This is a genomic window from Marinobacter sp. (assembly GCF_041690615.1).
Classification (GTDB): Bacteria; Pseudomonadota; Gammaproteobacteria; order Pseudomonadales; family Oleiphilaceae; genus Marinobacter.
The window spans coordinates 1-14,248 of the sequence record NZ_JAWLGY010000019.1 but is presented as its reverse complement, the minus strand read 5'-3'; the positions used below and the strand labels follow the sequence as shown (position 1 = coordinate 14,248).

Genomic DNA, 14,248 nt, shown 5'->3' with positions numbered 1-14,248 from the left:
CTACTGACCGGTTTCGACACGCTTTATGGACTCAATGACAACCGGCTTGACAGGGACGTCGCCCATGCCGTTGCGCCGCGTGGTTTCGACCTTGCCTATGGCATCGATTACGCCCATGCCCTCGGTCACCGACCCGAAAACGGTGTAACCGGTGCGGGCCCGGGTGGCGTCCAGGTGGGGATTGTCAACCAGGTTGATGAAGAACTGGGCCGTGGCGGAGTCCGGGTCGGCGGTGCGGGCCATGGCGATCGTGCCCCGCAGGTTCCTGGCGGTCTGGCTTGACTCGTTCTCGATCGGGTCGCGGGTATCCTTGCGGTTCATGTTCTGATCAAAACCACCGGCCTGCGCCATGAAGCCGGGAATCACACGATGAAACAGGGTGCCGTCGTAGAAACCGTCATCCACGTACTGGAGGAAATTTGCCACGGTCTTTGGGGCAATATCCGGACGCAGGCGGATGTTGAAGGCCCCTTCGGTAGTGGATACCCGAACCTGCGGCATCGGTTCGTCGCTGGCACCGGAAGACTGAGCATGGGCGGGAAACATTGCCGAGAAGGTGAGAATCGCGCCGAGAACCACGGGCAAGGCCCCGGAAAACAGGGGAAACAGTTTGATGCGCGGGCAGAAATCCATGAAAGACTCCGGTTCGTGTTTGGTTGTGCGGAGTCTAACAGAACCTGCGCGGAAGGGGACCGGCCACCGTCGTGGATTAACAGTCTGTATTGTATCAGCAGTGGCCGGTGCCAGGGCGGGCGCGGTTAGTCCCGGTCAGGGATGGGCCAGCCTCAGGCGCTGGCGAGGATGTTCCTTTGTCCGACCGAGGTTTGCTGGCCGGTTGCGCCGTAGAGCTTTTGCTGCCCCGAGCTGCCCCGGAAGATATCGGTAAGGCGGGACAGACGGCTTTGCAGGTGGCTTACCACCTTGCTGTTCTGCTGATTGATCGAGTGACAGTCGGCCAGCACAGCCTGGGCAGCCTCCCAGCTATGATACAGCTCGGTCAGCCCGGCGCTGCGGATAAAGCGGGAAGGGTGGCCCTGGTCGGGGCGAAACCCCATTTCAACCAGCAGGTGGACCTTCTGGCGGGCCCGCTCGCGGATATCCCCGAGCAGGGCATTCTTGCGACTGGTGAGGGGCTCGATGGCCCGCACATCAGCATTGCCCAGCAGGGCCTTCTCTTCTTCCAGCAGGTCTTTAAGCTGCCGGAGTTGTTCCAGATCGTGATTCAGTAACGCCTGAAGTTTGTCTGTGGCGGACATGGACTACCTCACCCGAAAATGCTTTTATCCATCTCAAGCATTTTCTGGGCCACTTTCTCGGCGTCTACTTTATAGGAACCATCGGCGAGGGCCGCACGGATCTGCTCAACCCGACTGTCATCCACCTCAGGGGCGCTTTCAAGCTTTTCACCCATCTGACGGATTTCCCGGGCCTGCTTGCTGAGGTTGACGTTCTCGCCACGGGCTGCAGGCGCCTGGCTTTTTGCCTGCTCTGCGGGAGGCTGCTGGGCCGGCTGCTTGCTGGCAGCGCCCTTGTCGGTGGACGTTCTCGGGTTGTTAACCTGACTGTTGCCGATTCCGTTGAAGTCAACTGTCATGACGATTACCTTCTGTGTCTCATGCCGCTCCATGGCGGTCAAAATGTGTCTCTGACCCGTTTATCGGCCGGGCTGGCCCTTACTTTAGTTAAAACTTTGTTCATCTTGCGGTGGTTCCGGTGAACCAGGGCGGCAAACCGCTGCCTTCCGCCGGCAAGGCTCTGCCGGACCTTCACATGGTGATTTCAACCTGCCCCGGCCCCGTTACCCGTGCGCGTATCTTGCGTGCTGAAGAAAGGTTCTCCACCAGCACCTGTTCACCCACGCGGGCATTGGCGAGCGCCTTGCCCCGGGTCTTGACCGCAAAGGAGCCGTTTCTGGCGGTGATCATAACATGGTCCCCCCGGGCGACGGCATCCGGTGCGGTTACCAGGTCCGGCGTGAAGGGAGTACCAGCGTTCACCGGACGCTTCATCTCCAGTCCCAACAGATTATCCGTATCGGTTATGGCGCCCCGTCGAATGGCATTCACCACCACCCGGTCGGTGGCCACCATGGCTTCCGTGACCCGGTCACCGCGGCTCAGGGGGCGGGCTGCCACCAGGGCGTCGCCGTAGATATCCAGCGCTACCGACAGGTACATTCGCCATGGGCGCTCGCCCTGGCAGGAGACCATCAGGGAAGGCTGGGTGGTTTTCCAGGGGTCGCTGCTGAAAGCGACGTCGATGCCGCCGTCAGGGCAGGGTGCGAGCGCCAGTCTCGGGTCCAGGCTGCCAAGGGTATAGTCGGCGTCAAAGCCCTTGCCAGCCTGTGTTTCAGCAAACGCCTCCATGAACTGGCGACCGGCCCCGAGGATGTCCTCGGCGCCGGTCTTTTCCGACGCCAGGGCGGCAGTGCTGCTGAATAGTGTGAGCATGAGCGGTATCAGAATGCGCATTTGCCCGACGTTGTCCTATGCTGTTGATGAGCAGGCAGATCTGTGACCTGTTCTGCAGGGGTTGTGTGATTGATCGCGCGGCCCGTTAAACTTATCCGGATACCAGCCGTTACATACGCCATGACAAAGCGGCGGTACAATGCTGGAGAAACCATGGTTGCCAGTAGGGCGACGGAATCTCGTCGCTGGACTGGTCCAGACTGTCGCTTCAAGACAATAATGCAACTACCGTGCCCGCCCGGTTTCTGACATAACCCGGTGGATGGGCAGTACCGTTTTCGGAGACTATTGCGATGGCAGGCGTCCTTGACAGTGTTAACCAACGCACCCAGCTGGTGGGTGAAAATCGCCTGGAACTGCTGCTCTTCCGGCTGCGGGGGCGGCAGATGTACGGCATCAACGTCTTCAAGGTCAAGGAAGTACTGCAGTGCCCCAGGCTGACATCCATCCCCAACAGCCGGTCGGTGGTTCGTGGCGTTGCCCATATCCGGGGAGAAACCATCCCCATTATCGACCTGTCCATGGCGATCCGGGGTCCGGGCATACCGGCTGAAGAGCTGGCCACCAGTTTCGTGATCATTACCGAATACAATCGGCGGACCCAGGGGTTCCTGGTCACCGGCGTGGATCGTATCGTGAACATGAACTGGGAAGATATCCTCCCGCCGCCCAAGGGAGCCGGTAAGGATGTCTACCTGACCGCCGTCACCCGCATGGACGACGCGCTGGTGGAAGTGATTGACGTGGAAAAAATCCTGTCGGAGGTCTCACCACTCAGCGAAGACGTTACCGAGGCGGTGCTCTCCAAAAACACCCAGGATCGCAGTGCTTCCAGACCAGTGCTGGTGGTCGACGACTCGTCCGTTGCCCGTCGCCAGATGATTCGCTGCCTGACCGCCATCGGGCTGGAGGTTGAGTCGAAGAACGACGGTAAGCAGGCACTGGACTACCTGAAAGGGCTGGTCGCCGATGGCAGCCGTATCACCGACCATGTCTCCATGGTGATATCGGACGTGGAAATGCCCGAAATGGACGGCTATACGCTGGTGGCGCGGCTGAAGAATGACCCCGCCCTGAAAGACCTGTACATTATGCTGCACACCTCCCTGAGCGGTATTTTCAACCGGGCGATGGTACAGAAAGTGGGAGCCGATGACTTTATGGCCAAGTTCAGCCCGGACGAACTGGCTGAACGGGTTATGGAAGTACTGGACCGTGAATAAGGCCGGCAGCCGGCGCCGCTGTTTCACCTTTCGGGTAACTGCAGAGAATCGATGAAAGCTGATATTACGCCACAGGAATACGAGGCCTTCAAAAAGTTCCTGCAGGATGCGTCCGGCATTTTGTTGGGGGAGAACAAGCAGTACCTGGTCAAGAGCCGCCTGCGTCGCCTGCTGGAAGACAACAGCCTCGACTCCCTCGGCGACCTGCTGACCCGCATGCAGCGGCCTGGCTCTGCACAGCTCAGGGAAACCGTCATCGATGCTATGACCACCAACGAGACCCTGTGGTTCCGCGATACCCATCCGTTTCGTATCCTGTCGGAAAAGCTGTTGCCGGAGCTGGCTGCCCGCAATAGTGCCCAGCCTTTGCGAATCTGGTCAGCGGCCTGTTCGACAGGTCAGGAGCCCTATTCCATTGCCATGGCCATCGAGGAGTACAAGCGCTTCCAGCCCGGGCGCCTGAAGGGTGAGGCCAGGATCGTCGCCACTGATATTTCCCGGTCGGTACTGGATACTGCCAAACGGGGTGAGTATGAAATGCTCGCCCTGGGAAGGGGACTGTCTCCGGAGCGTCAGCGCCACTTTTTCACAGCACTGCCCGGTGGTGGCTGGAAAGTGAAGCCCCAGGTGCAGCGCATGGTGGAGTTCCGGGAGCTGAACCTGCTGGATCGTTACATGTTGGGCAAGTTCGACCTGGTTTTCTGCCGTAACGTACTGATCTATTTCTCGGCTGAACACAAGAAAGATATCCTCACCCGCATGCACGCCTGCCTGAACCCCGGAGGCTACCTGATTCTGGGGGCGTCGGAATCCCTGAATGGCCTGTCCCATCTGTACGAGATGGTCCAGTGCCATCCGGGTATCATTTACCGCAAGAAATAGACGCCTGTGGGGCCTGGCTTACCGGGTGCCGGTATCACGGTAACCGTCGGCCTCCGTACCAGGGCGCGGCTGAGGTAACGCAATGAAGGACCTGAACTTCCGCCATCTCTACTATTTCTGGATGATAGCCCGGGAAGGCGGTCTCAACCGTGCTGCTGAACAGCTGGGGCTCACTCCGCAGACCCTTAGCGGGCAGCTGGCTTCGCTGGAGAACCAGCTGGGTGGGGCCCTGTTCCAGCGCCGTAACCGCCGGCTGACTCTTACGGACTTCGGTGAGACCGTTTTCCGGTATGCCGACGAGATGTTCACCACCGCAGAGTCGTTGTCGGAATTGCTGCAACAGCCCCCCGAACACCGCCCCCTGAGCCTGTCAGCCGGTCTGTCCGCCTCTATTCACAAGCTCATCGGATATTACCTGCTGGAGCCGGCACTCGGTCTGAGCCGGGAGGTACGCCTGCATTGCCAGACCGGGGATACGGATAGTCTTCTCGACAGGCTGGCCCGCAAGGAGCTGGATGTAGTGCTGACCGACCGGCAGCCTCCATCTGAGCGGGCAGGCGCGTTCCGGGCCTATCGGCTGGCGAGCTCGTCCATCTCCCTTTTTGCAGCGCCCGAGCTGGCGAAAACCCTTCGCGAGGGCTTCCCGGACAGCCTGGACGGCGCACCCTTCCTGGCTACCTCCCTGGACGCGCCCTACTTTACCGAGTTGATGAACTGGTTTTCCGGTAACCGGGTGCGGGTGAGGGTAACCGCCCAGGTAGACGACAGCGCGCTGATCAAGGTATTCGGGCGCCAGGGCCTCGGGTACTTCGCCGCGCCGACGGTTATCGGGGCCGAGGTTTCCCGGCAGTACCAGGTGGAATCTATCGGCAGTATCGACGATGTCCGTGACGTGCTCTATGCGGTTACCCGCGCCGGACGGATACACCATCCCGCCGTCGATGCGATTATCAGGCCCAGAGAGAGCGTGGATCAGGGATGACCCGGCAGGTGGCCGGATAGTTCGATAAAACCGAACTTTCTGCGTTGTGAAAGTTGATTCATTGCCAAACCTGGTCGGGAGACACTGGCAGCGTAGTCCACAGAGGAGGACCTGCCATGAAAACCATCCACAAATTCCGTATCGACATGTCCCGGGAGCCGACCCGCCTGACGCTGAAGCAGGGCTTCCGGGTGGTCCGCTGCGAGTACCTGGTTCCGGACAAGGGTGTTTACCTGTGGGTTGAACAGCCGCTGAATGTAACCACCCCTACCGTGGAGCGTCAATTCGCGGTGGCCTTCTCTGGTGACCCCGTGCCAGACAGCTTCAGCTACCTGGACACTGCCCTTGACCCCTTCGGACCAGAGGCCTATCACGTTTTCGCGGTGCCTGCGGACTCCGGCACACCGTTGTTGGGTAGCCACGTAAAGAATGAAGTAAGCTCCGCGCTCCTCGGCGAAGCCAGGTACCATCGCGCTACAGCCAACTGACTGCACAGTTGTGCACCCCTTTGGGCCCTCCGGGGCCTTTTTTTTGCTCCGATTCCTGCTTACATCCCTAGCCGCTACCACACCGACAAGAGGGTCGTTTATGCCAGATATTGTTGTCATGTTTTTTCTGCTTGGCCTGATAGCCGGTGCCCTGAAATCAGACCTCGAAATACCCAAGGCGGCCTACGATATTCTCAGCCTGCTGCTGATGCTGACCATCGGCCTGAAAGGGGGTATGGCACTGTACGGCAACCTGGATGCGACCCTGCTTATTCAGCTGGCCTCGGTGGCGGCTCTTGGTTTTGTGCTGCCTTTTGCTCTTTATCCGGTATTGCGGTTTGTGATCGGGCTCAACGTGCCCAACGCTGCCAGTCTTTGTTGCCATTATGGTTCAGTAAGCGCGGGTACCTTTGCTGTCTCGCTGGCCTGGGTGGAGGCACGGGCATTGCCTACCGGGGGCGAGGTCACCTTGTACCTGGTATTGCTGGAGTTGCCGGCGATTCTTGTGGGACTGTGGTTCTTCCAGAAGTTCTCCGACGGGCAAAGCCCTGGCCGGAAGACCACCCCGATCTGGCAGGAAACCCTCACTAACCGAAGTGTCATCCTGCTCGTGGGTGGCGTTGTTATCGGCATGTTGTACGGTCAGTTTGAGGGTGAGAAAGTCACCGCGCCGTTGACCGAAGCCTTTGCTGTCATCCTGGCTCTGTTTCTGCTGGAGATGGGGCTCGTTGCCTCGGAAACCCTGCGTCGGTTGCGCTGGGAACACTGGCGCCTGCTGGCGTTTGCTCTCCTGGCCCCGCCCATACTGGCGCTGCCGGGATTACTCGTGGGGGCCTGGATCGGGCTGGAAGCCGGCAATATCGTGATCCTGGCAACGTTGACGGCCAGTGCGTCCTATATTGCGGCCCCTGTCGCTGTCAGGCACGCCATTCCGGAGGCGGATATCGGCCTGGCGATGCTGGCATCGCTGGGCGTTACCTTCCCCTTCAACGTGATGGTGGGCATCCCCCTGTATGGTTACTTCGCCAGCCAGTTGGTGGGGTGACAAACCGGACGCTGTCAGCCATGGTTAGTGTCCCGCTCTGGTGTTTCGTGGACCGGGCAGGTTAATCTGGAAAAAGCGCGGTAATGGCGCAGGTCGTCCAGTATGTCGACCGGAATCCAGGGCAGGAGTGTTCATGACCGAAATCATTCTCGCTGTATTCGCCACGGTCCTCGTCGTGGTGACGGTACTGGGAAAAGTCCCGGTCCACGACTGGTGGGTACGAGCCTGCGAATTTCCCCGCCTCCAGATTGCGGCCGCCGGCCTGGTGCTGGCCTGCCTCTCTCTGCTGGCGGAGGGGACCTGGCGCTGGTGGATTCTGGCACTGGCCCTATTGGTAGTTGTGGTGCAGGCTGCGAGAATTCTGCCCTGGACCCGCCTCTGGCCATATCAGGTCCAGTCTGCGGAGCCGGGCTTCGAAGAGCGCTGCTTCACCCTGATGGTAGCCAACGTGCTGACCAGTAACCGCGACAGCGACGGTCTGATTCATCAGGTGCGTGAGCGGCAGCCGGATATTCTCCTGACACTTGAGTCTGACCAGTGGTGGGAAAGTCGCCTGGACGAAGCGTTCGGTGACTGGCCCTGCATTATCCGGATTCCCCTGGACAATCTGTACGGGATGCACCTGTACTCCCGGCTGCCTCTTGAGGAGTCCGAGGTAAAGTACCTGATACAGGACGATATTCCCTCAATTCATGGCTGGCTGCGCCTGCGCAGTGATCACCGTGTCCGCTTTCATGCCCTTCATCCCCGGCCACCAGCGCCGAGCGAGAGCGAGGAGTCCCTGTGGCGGGACGCGGAACTGTTGCTGGTGGGTGAGACTATCCGCCAGAAAGGAGCTCCTTCGATTGTGGCCGGAGATCTCAACGATGTGGCGTGGTCCCGCACAACACGGTTGTTCTGCAAGGTCAGCGGTATGCTGGATCCGAGGCGGGGGCGGGGCATGTTCAGCACCTTTCACGCCGGGCACTGGTACCTGCGGTGGCCGCTGGACCATGTTTTCACCAGCGAGCACTTTACCCTGCGCCGGATGGAGAGGCTGGACTATTTCGGTTCCGATCATTTCCCGATACTGGTTACCCTGTGTTACCGGCCATCCCGTGCTGATGAACACGACACGCCAGAAGCTGATGCCGACGATCGCGATACCGCCCGGGCAACCATACGCGAAGGCAAGGTACGGGAGCAGGAAACCTGACGCCCGGGAGCAGCGTATCACTCAGCCTGAGTCAGACAATGTCGGGAGTAATCATGAAACCGAAATCCGTCCTGCGCGCTTTGACTATTACCGCTCTTGTTGCAGCCGGGGCCGGCTGCACCGGAATACCCGAGGGCATCGAACCGGTCAGCGGCTTCAGTGCCGATCGCTACCTGGGTACCTGGTATGAGATTGCCCGCTATGACCACTCCTTCGAGGAGGGCCTGGAGAACGTTACCGCAGAGTACGAGCTGAACAGCGATGGCAGCCTCAAGGTTATCAACCGCGGCTATTCACCGGAGGATGGTGAATGGCAGGAGGCAGAAGGCAAGGCCCGATTTGTGGAAGACGAGGATAAGGCACACCTGAAAGTGTCGTTCTTCGGGCCGTTCTATGCCTCCTACGTGGTCTTTGGCCTGGATCACGACCAGTACCAGTACGCCTATGTTACCGGCTACGACCGGGACTATCTCTGGTTCCTGGCCAGGACACCCACTGTCAGTGAGCAGGCCATGGAGGATTTCCGGGAGACCGCCCGGGCCAATGGCTTTGACCTGGACGAGCTGATCATCGTGGAACAGAGCCGTAATGAATGAACGGAGTTGATATGGCACGTTGGTTTATCATTGCCGGCATCGTTTTACTGATCATTGGCCTGATACTCCACTTCGCACCGGGGCTGGTGCAGTGGTTTGGCAAGCTGCCCGGCGATTTACACTGGCGTTCCGAGCGAACCCAGGTGTTCGTGCCCATCACTTCGATGATCGTTGTCAGCATTGTGCTGACCATTTTGCTTAATCTCTTCAACCGGTAGCCCCATGAATTCAGACTGGCTGATCGGCGTCGACCTGGGCGGGACCAAGACCGAGGTGATCCTGTTGGATTCAGGCAGTCGGGAGCATTTCCGGATGCGCCTGGCAACACCGAAAGGGGACTACCAGGGCACTCTGACAACCATCGTGAAGCTGGTGCAGGAGGCGGAATTCCGTGCTGGCTGCAGTGGCCTGTCGGTGGGTGTTGGCATTCCCGGGTCAGTGTCCCGACTCACGGGGCGGGTTAAAAACGGCAATTCCACATGGCTGAACGGCAATCCAATGGCGGATGACCTTGCCGGTTTACTGGGGCGCCCGGTCACCCTCACCAACGACGCCAATTGCCTGGCCCTGTCTGAAGCCACCGACGGTGCAGGCGCCGGTTATGGGGTGGTGTTTGCGGCCATCCTTGGTACCGGATGCGGGGCAGGTATCAGCGTCAAGGGGCAGCCTCTCACTGGTCCCAATGGCGTAGCGGGGGAGTGGGGCCATAATCCCTTGCCCTGGGCCAGCCAGGCGGAACTGGACCAGCGTCCCTGTTTCTGCGGGCGCCGGGGTTGCAACGAAACCTTCCTGTCCGGTACCGGTCTGGCGTTGACCCATCAGTTATTGTGGCAGGAAACCCTCACCAGCCTGGAGATTGCATCAGCGGCTGATGCTGGTGACTGCCGGGCCCGGCAGACGCTGGATCTCTATCTGGACCAGCTGGCCCGGGGGCTGGCATCGGTGATCAACCTGATCGACCCGGATGTCATTGTGCTGGGTGGAGGTCTGTCCAACGTGGGGGCAATCTACCAGCAATTGCCTGAACGCCTGCCGGCCCGGGTGTTCGGGGGCGAGTGCGACACCCCCGTGATCCGGGCGTGGCACGGTGATTCCAGTGGAGTGCGTGGGGCCGCCTGGCTGGCCCGGGCGAACGTCTGACGCGGATCAGATCAATCCGGCACTTTGCAACACGAATACCCCCAGGGTGACCGTCACGCTGGCCAGCAGGGTGGTAATGGCAACGATATTGGCCGCCATGCGCGCATTTCCGCCAAGCGCCTTGACCATTACGAAACTGGCCGCCGCAGTGGGACTCGCAAAGTACAGGAACATCAGTCCCAGTTCCCGGCCCTCGAATCCGACAGCCCAGGCCGCCAGGGTGCAAAGCGCCGGCAGGGTGACCATCTTGAAGATGCTGGCCCCCATGGCGGGACCACTTTCCTTGCGAATCGAGCTCAGGGAAACCGTTGCGCCGATGCAGAGCAGCGCCAGCGGCAGCGTGAGAGACGCGAAATAGTCGCCACTGGTCATCACCCATTCCGGAAAAGAAACCTCCCACCACGCGAAAGGCACGGAAACGAGCACGGAGAGAATCAGCGGGTTGCGGGCAATATCCACCAGAATTTTACCCCACCGGAGCTTCTGGTCAGACTGGTAGGTCAGTAGCACGACGACCGACAGAATGTTGTAGCAGATGATCACCAGCCCCAGCAGAATCCCTCCTGCAGACAGGCCATAGTCGCCATACAGACTGGCTGCAAGCGCCAGGCCGACGATACCGCAGTTGCCGCGGAAGGCGCCCTGCACATAGACCCCCCGGTCCGACCGGGATACGCGCCACACCGCCCAGGCCCATACCATCGCAAAGCTGCCTGCTGTAGCCAGTGCAAAGAAGGCCAGCAGTTTCGGGTTAAAGGCAGTGTCCAGGTCCGCCCGCAGAATGCTGAGAAAGATCAGGGTTGGCAGTGTCGCCTTGAAGACCAGGGCGGAGGCCGTGTTTACAAAAGCCGCGTCGATCCAGCCGAGTTTGCGCAGGCCCAATCCGATAAACACCATGGCAAAAACCGGAAGTGTCGTGGCCAGCGTTTGCAGGAAAATCTCGATAACCGTATACAAACTGAAGATTCCTTAACTTCTCACCGACCCAGGGAACGGCGTTAAATGGGCAGGTGTGCCATTAATGTATTTCGCCGGCCTGTAGCGAGTTACCCGGACGGGACACCGGCGTGCCAGGCAGAGATCGTTGAATGCTATCACGTTCTGCCCCGGACGATTCCCGTAGCATGTGTTGAGGATGGTCCTCCAAATAGACTCAGGGGTGGTTGCTGTGTACACCAAGAAAAATGAAACCGGCTATGCTGATGCGCTGATCCGCGAGGCTGAAGGTCTTGAGCTACTCCGCGACGCACTGGAGACGGCCGGGGTAACGGGTGTCCGTGTCCCCCGGGTCTATTCGGTCAGTGAGGAGCGGATGGAAATGACCGCCATAGCGCCACACCGGCAGACGGACGAGCTGCTGGCCAGGCTTGGTGACGGACTCGCTGCCGTGCACGGCCTTCCGCAAACTTGCTATGGCCTGGCGATGGATAACTATATCGGACTGAACCCCCAGAAAAACCGTGAAACCGACAACTGGGGCGCGTTCTTTGTGGACTATCGCCTCGCCTACCAGGTAAGCCTGATCAAAGATGCGTCCACACGTACCCGGTTCATGAAAGTGCTTGAGAGCCGCCGCCAGATACTGGTGGACTGGCTCAACGAACATAGCCTGGGCCCCAGCCTGCTTCATGGTGACCTGTGGTCCGGTAACGCGATGTTCGATGATGATACCGCCTGGCTGATCGACCCGGCGGTCTACTACGGCGACAGTGAGGCGGACCTGGCCATGACCGAGATGTTCGGCGGCTTCGGACCAGCCTTCTATGAAGCATACCGCCACGCCCGGCCACTGAGTGATGAGTATGGGAGTAAGCGGGAAATCTACAACCTCTATCACTTCCTGAATCACTACAACCTGTTCGGCGGTTGGTATCTGGGTCCCTGTGAGAAGGGGTTTGCGCTGATCAATCGCCTATAGGTTTGTCAGGCTACCTTCAGTTGCCGCCCGAACATCATTGCGCTCCAGTCGCTCCGGTTCGCAAGGTAATTGAGTGCCAGCGAGCCCGTCATGCCAACCACCAGCAATGCGATGACGTAAGCCCACAGTGGCACATCCACCTGCCAGGTCACGAAATCCACGACGGAAAAGAACAGCGGATGGGCCAGGTAGATTCCGAAGGATGCCTGATTGACCTTCTTTACCAACGGCGTGGCAGTACGTCCTGCCAGACGCGGAAGGGACCAGAGCAGGGCAAGGATAAACAGGGGGACGACCCAGGTTTCCTTGGATGAATACTCCAGCGTTCCTGCCAGCGTGAAGGCTACTACGCCCGCCAGAAAAAGTAACAGCAGGAGGGGGTTGGACAGCCAGCGGAACCAACCCTGCGACTGAAGGTCCGGATAGTGCCGGACCAGCAGGAGTGCAAGAAAGAACAGGTAAATCCATCCCAGCGGCGCAATCCAGTGCAGATACCCCGGTGGCTCCACAGAATGCCAGCGGAAAAAGCCCCACCAGGCGATGCTTACCAGGGCACCGGCCACCAGTGATGGCCCGGCTGGCAGCCAGCGCCAGAGACGGAAACGGTTGTAGCACCAGAAAAGCACATAGAACTGCATGGCAACGATCAGGAAATAACCGTGCCAGCCGGCGAAGACCAGGTATTCCATCAGGTGGGGCAGCAAGGGCACCGGCTCACCGGACATCCACAGCCGCACATACTCCGCAACGCAGTATATGACCCCGTACACGGCATAGGGAATCATCACGTACTTCAACCGCCTCGCCAGGAAATTGTGGGGAATCTGATCGCCGTAACGGGCCGAGAAAAGAAAAATGGAGATGAAGATAAAGATCGGGGTCCCGAGAACCGTTGGTATATAGGCCAGGTCGAGGATGGGGTGCTCGAGATAGTTGCGTTCGATACGATCAATCAGGTGAAAGGTAAACACAGCCAGGCAGCCGTAAAACCGTAGCCAGTAGATTTCCTGGATTTGCTTCATGGAGTCCTCTTGGTACAACGTATAGCCGGATTCCCTGAAGGAATAACCGATGAATCCACTGGTCCATCAGACGACAAAGCGCGTAACCCCGGGCAACGGAAGATATTGAGAGGGTGACACCTGCCGGAGAGCATTGAAATGATACGCTACCTCGCTGTTGTACTTCCAATCCTGCTACTCATGTTTCCGGGCAGACCCGCATTGGGTGACGGGGTTGTTGCTGAGGGGGCTTTCCACTCCGACCGTCTCAGCCGCAACTATCCCTACATGATCTATCTGCCCGACGGTTACCAGTCAGGGGCACAGCATTATCCTGTCGTCTATTTATTGCACGGTTCTTTCGGCAACCACCAGGACTGGGTAAAGAAAGGGCGGCTGAAGCGAACCGTTGATCGGCTCGTTGAGGAGGGAATCATCAAACCGATGGTTATCGTTACGCCCGGGAGCCGGTCCTGGTGGATTGACGGCCACAATGAAGATGCCGGGTCGGCGTTTATTGAGGATCTGATACCTCATATCGAGCAAACTTACCGGGTGGTGCCGGAGCGGGAATGGCGTGCTGTGGCGGGACTCTCTGCGGGGGGGTATGGTGCGATCAACTTCATGATGTTACACCCTGAGCGCTTTGTTGCCGCGGCCGCGTTCAGCCCTGCAATCTATGACCCGTTGCCGCCCTCCAATTCCACCGCCTGGCGGCACCCGGCGTTTCTCGACAATGCCATATTCGACCGGGAAATCTGGCGGCAGAACATGTACACAGCCCATCTTGACGATTACCTGTCCCAGAATCGGGTGGTGCCGCTGTACCTCACCGTGGGCGACCGGGATCCACTCAATGCAACGGGTAACGCAGCCCTGCTCAAGAGCCGGCTGGAACCCCACCAGCCAGGGCTGGTCACCAGGGAGGTGCTGCCGGGGGGGCACACCTGGGGGGTCTGGCGTCCGAGCCTGGTGCGCGGTCTTGAGTTTCTTACGCAGTACCTGAGGAAACCGTTGCCTGCGGCAGCTGAGAAGATTCTGGAGCGGGAGCCCTGAATGGCGGCACTCGAACCCGCGAGGCTTCTCATCCGCCCTCACGGCCAATAAAAAACCCCAGCATTTCTGCTGGGGTTTGATATTGGCGGAGAGGGGTGAGACGGGTTCCCGGCCCGAGCACTGCTCGGGCCCCGTCGAACGGGGCTGGCCTCTGGCCGGTCCCTGGACGGTCACCGACCGAGCCGGCAATAAAAAAACCCAGCATTTCTGCTGGGGTTTGTTATTGGCGGAGAGGGAGGGATTCGAACCCT

17 protein-coding genes are annotated in these 14,248 nt (G+C 59.4%); 11 read left to right on the top strand and 6 right to left on the bottom strand.

Features of this window, described 5'->3' with window-relative positions; all coding sequences use genetic code 11:
• The 4 genes from ACESMZ_RS13390 to flgA form a co-directional block, all read right to left on the bottom strand.
• Positions 1-633, bottom strand: coding sequence for a peptidylprolyl isomerase (locus ACESMZ_RS13390; protein WP_372957247.1), 633 nt, complete (start codon positions 631-633; stop codon positions 1-3).
• A gap of 152 nt (positions 634-785) precedes the next feature.
• Positions 786-1,256 carry a flagella synthesis protein FlgN gene (locus ACESMZ_RS13385; RefSeq protein WP_372957248.1) on the bottom strand — a complete coding sequence of 157 codons (471 nt, stop codon included), beginning with the start codon at positions 1,254-1,256 and terminating at the stop codon, positions 786-788.
• An 8-nt stretch (positions 1,257-1,264) separates the two neighbouring features.
• Complete coding sequence (flgM, locus tag ACESMZ_RS13380; RefSeq protein ID WP_372957249.1) at positions 1,265-1,594, bottom strand: flagellar biosynthesis anti-sigma factor FlgM; 330 nt, start codon at positions 1,592-1,594, stop codon at positions 1,265-1,267.
• A gap of 172 nt (positions 1,595-1,766) precedes the next feature.
• The gene (gene flgA / locus ACESMZ_RS13375; protein WP_372957250.1) at positions 1,767-2,471 is read right to left on the bottom strand and encodes a flagellar basal body P-ring formation chaperone FlgA; all 705 of its coding nucleotides are present in this window, start codon (positions 2,469-2,471) and stop codon (positions 1,767-1,769) included.
• Between the two features lie 293 nt (positions 2,472-2,764).
• On the opposite strand from flgA, the gene ACESMZ_RS13370 reads away from it, so the two are divergent.
• The 9 genes from ACESMZ_RS13370 (at position 2,765) to ACESMZ_RS13330 (ending at position 10,022) form a co-directional block, all read left to right on the top strand.
• Positions 2,765-3,694 (top strand): chemotaxis protein CheV, encoded by a 930-nt coding sequence (locus ACESMZ_RS13370; RefSeq protein WP_372972770.1) that lies wholly within the window; start codon positions 2,765-2,767, stop codon positions 3,692-3,694.
• Positions 3,695-3,745: 51 nt separating this feature from the next.
• Positions 3,746-4,576: a CheR family methyltransferase gene (locus ACESMZ_RS13365; protein WP_372957252.1), complete on the top strand. Its 831-nt coding sequence runs from the start codon at positions 3,746-3,748 to the stop codon at positions 4,574-4,576.
• An 82-nt stretch (positions 4,577-4,658) separates the two neighbouring features.
• Positions 4,659-5,558 carry a LysR family transcriptional regulator gene (locus tag ACESMZ_RS13360; protein ID WP_372957253.1) on the top strand — a complete coding sequence of 300 codons (900 nt, stop codon included), beginning with the start codon at positions 4,659-4,661 and terminating at the stop codon, positions 5,556-5,558.
• 116 nt (positions 5,559-5,674) lie between these two features.
• Positions 5,675-6,046 carry a hypothetical protein gene (locus ACESMZ_RS13355; RefSeq protein ID WP_372957254.1) on the top strand — a complete coding sequence of 124 codons (372 nt, stop codon included), beginning with the start codon at positions 5,675-5,677 and terminating at the stop codon, positions 6,044-6,046.
• Between the two features lie 100 nt (positions 6,047-6,146).
• Entirely contained in the window at positions 6,147-7,091 is a 945-nt protein-coding gene (locus tag ACESMZ_RS13350; RefSeq protein WP_372958615.1) for a sodium-dependent bicarbonate transport family permease, read from the top strand.
• A gap of 133 nt (positions 7,092-7,224) precedes the next feature.
• A complete protein-coding gene (locus tag ACESMZ_RS13345; RefSeq protein ID WP_372958616.1) occupies positions 7,225-8,286 on the top strand; it encodes an endonuclease/exonuclease/phosphatase family protein in 1,062 nt (353 codons plus the stop codon).
• A gap of 53 nt (positions 8,287-8,339) precedes the next feature.
• A complete protein-coding gene (locus ACESMZ_RS13340) occupies positions 8,340-8,882 on the top strand; it encodes a lipocalin family protein (protein WP_372958617.1) in 543 nt (180 codons plus the stop codon).
• An 11-nt stretch (positions 8,883-8,893) separates the two neighbouring features.
• The gene (locus tag ACESMZ_RS13335; RefSeq protein WP_372958618.1) at positions 8,894-9,100 is read left to right on the top strand and encodes a DUF2905 domain-containing protein; all 207 of its coding nucleotides are present in this window, start codon (positions 8,894-8,896) and stop codon (positions 9,098-9,100) included.
• 4 nt (positions 9,101-9,104) lie between these two features.
• Positions 9,105-10,022, top strand: coding sequence for an ROK family protein (locus tag ACESMZ_RS13330; RefSeq protein WP_372972769.1), 918 nt, complete (start codon positions 9,105-9,107; stop codon positions 10,020-10,022).
• 6 nt (positions 10,023-10,028) lie between these two features.
• On the opposite strand, the gene ACESMZ_RS13325 is transcribed toward ACESMZ_RS13330, so the two are convergent.
• Positions 10,029-10,979, bottom strand: coding sequence for an AEC family transporter (locus ACESMZ_RS13325; protein ID WP_372958620.1), 951 nt, complete (start codon positions 10,977-10,979; stop codon positions 10,029-10,031).
• A 178-nt stretch (positions 10,980-11,157) separates the two neighbouring features.
• Between ACESMZ_RS13325 and ACESMZ_RS13320 the strand changes: the two genes are divergently transcribed.
• The gene (locus ACESMZ_RS13320) at positions 11,158-11,940 is read left to right on the top strand and encodes a fructosamine kinase family protein (RefSeq protein ID WP_372958621.1); all 783 of its coding nucleotides are present in this window, start codon (positions 11,158-11,160) and stop codon (positions 11,938-11,940) included.
• Between the two features lie 5 nt (positions 11,941-11,945).
• Here the strand turns inward: ACESMZ_RS13320 and ACESMZ_RS13315 are convergent, their stop codons facing one another.
• Positions 11,946-12,962 carry an acyltransferase family protein gene (locus ACESMZ_RS13315; protein ID WP_372958622.1) on the bottom strand — a complete coding sequence of 339 codons (1,017 nt, stop codon included), beginning with the start codon at positions 12,960-12,962 and terminating at the stop codon, positions 11,946-11,948.
• 138 nt (positions 12,963-13,100) lie between these two features.
• Here ACESMZ_RS13315 and ACESMZ_RS13310 point away from each other — a divergent pair, with 138 nt between their 5' ends.
• Positions 13,101-13,997: an alpha/beta hydrolase gene (locus tag ACESMZ_RS13310; protein WP_372972768.1), complete on the top strand. Its 897-nt coding sequence runs from the start codon at positions 13,101-13,103 to the stop codon at positions 13,995-13,997.
• The last annotated feature ends 251 nt before the right edge of the window (positions 13,998-14,248 follow it).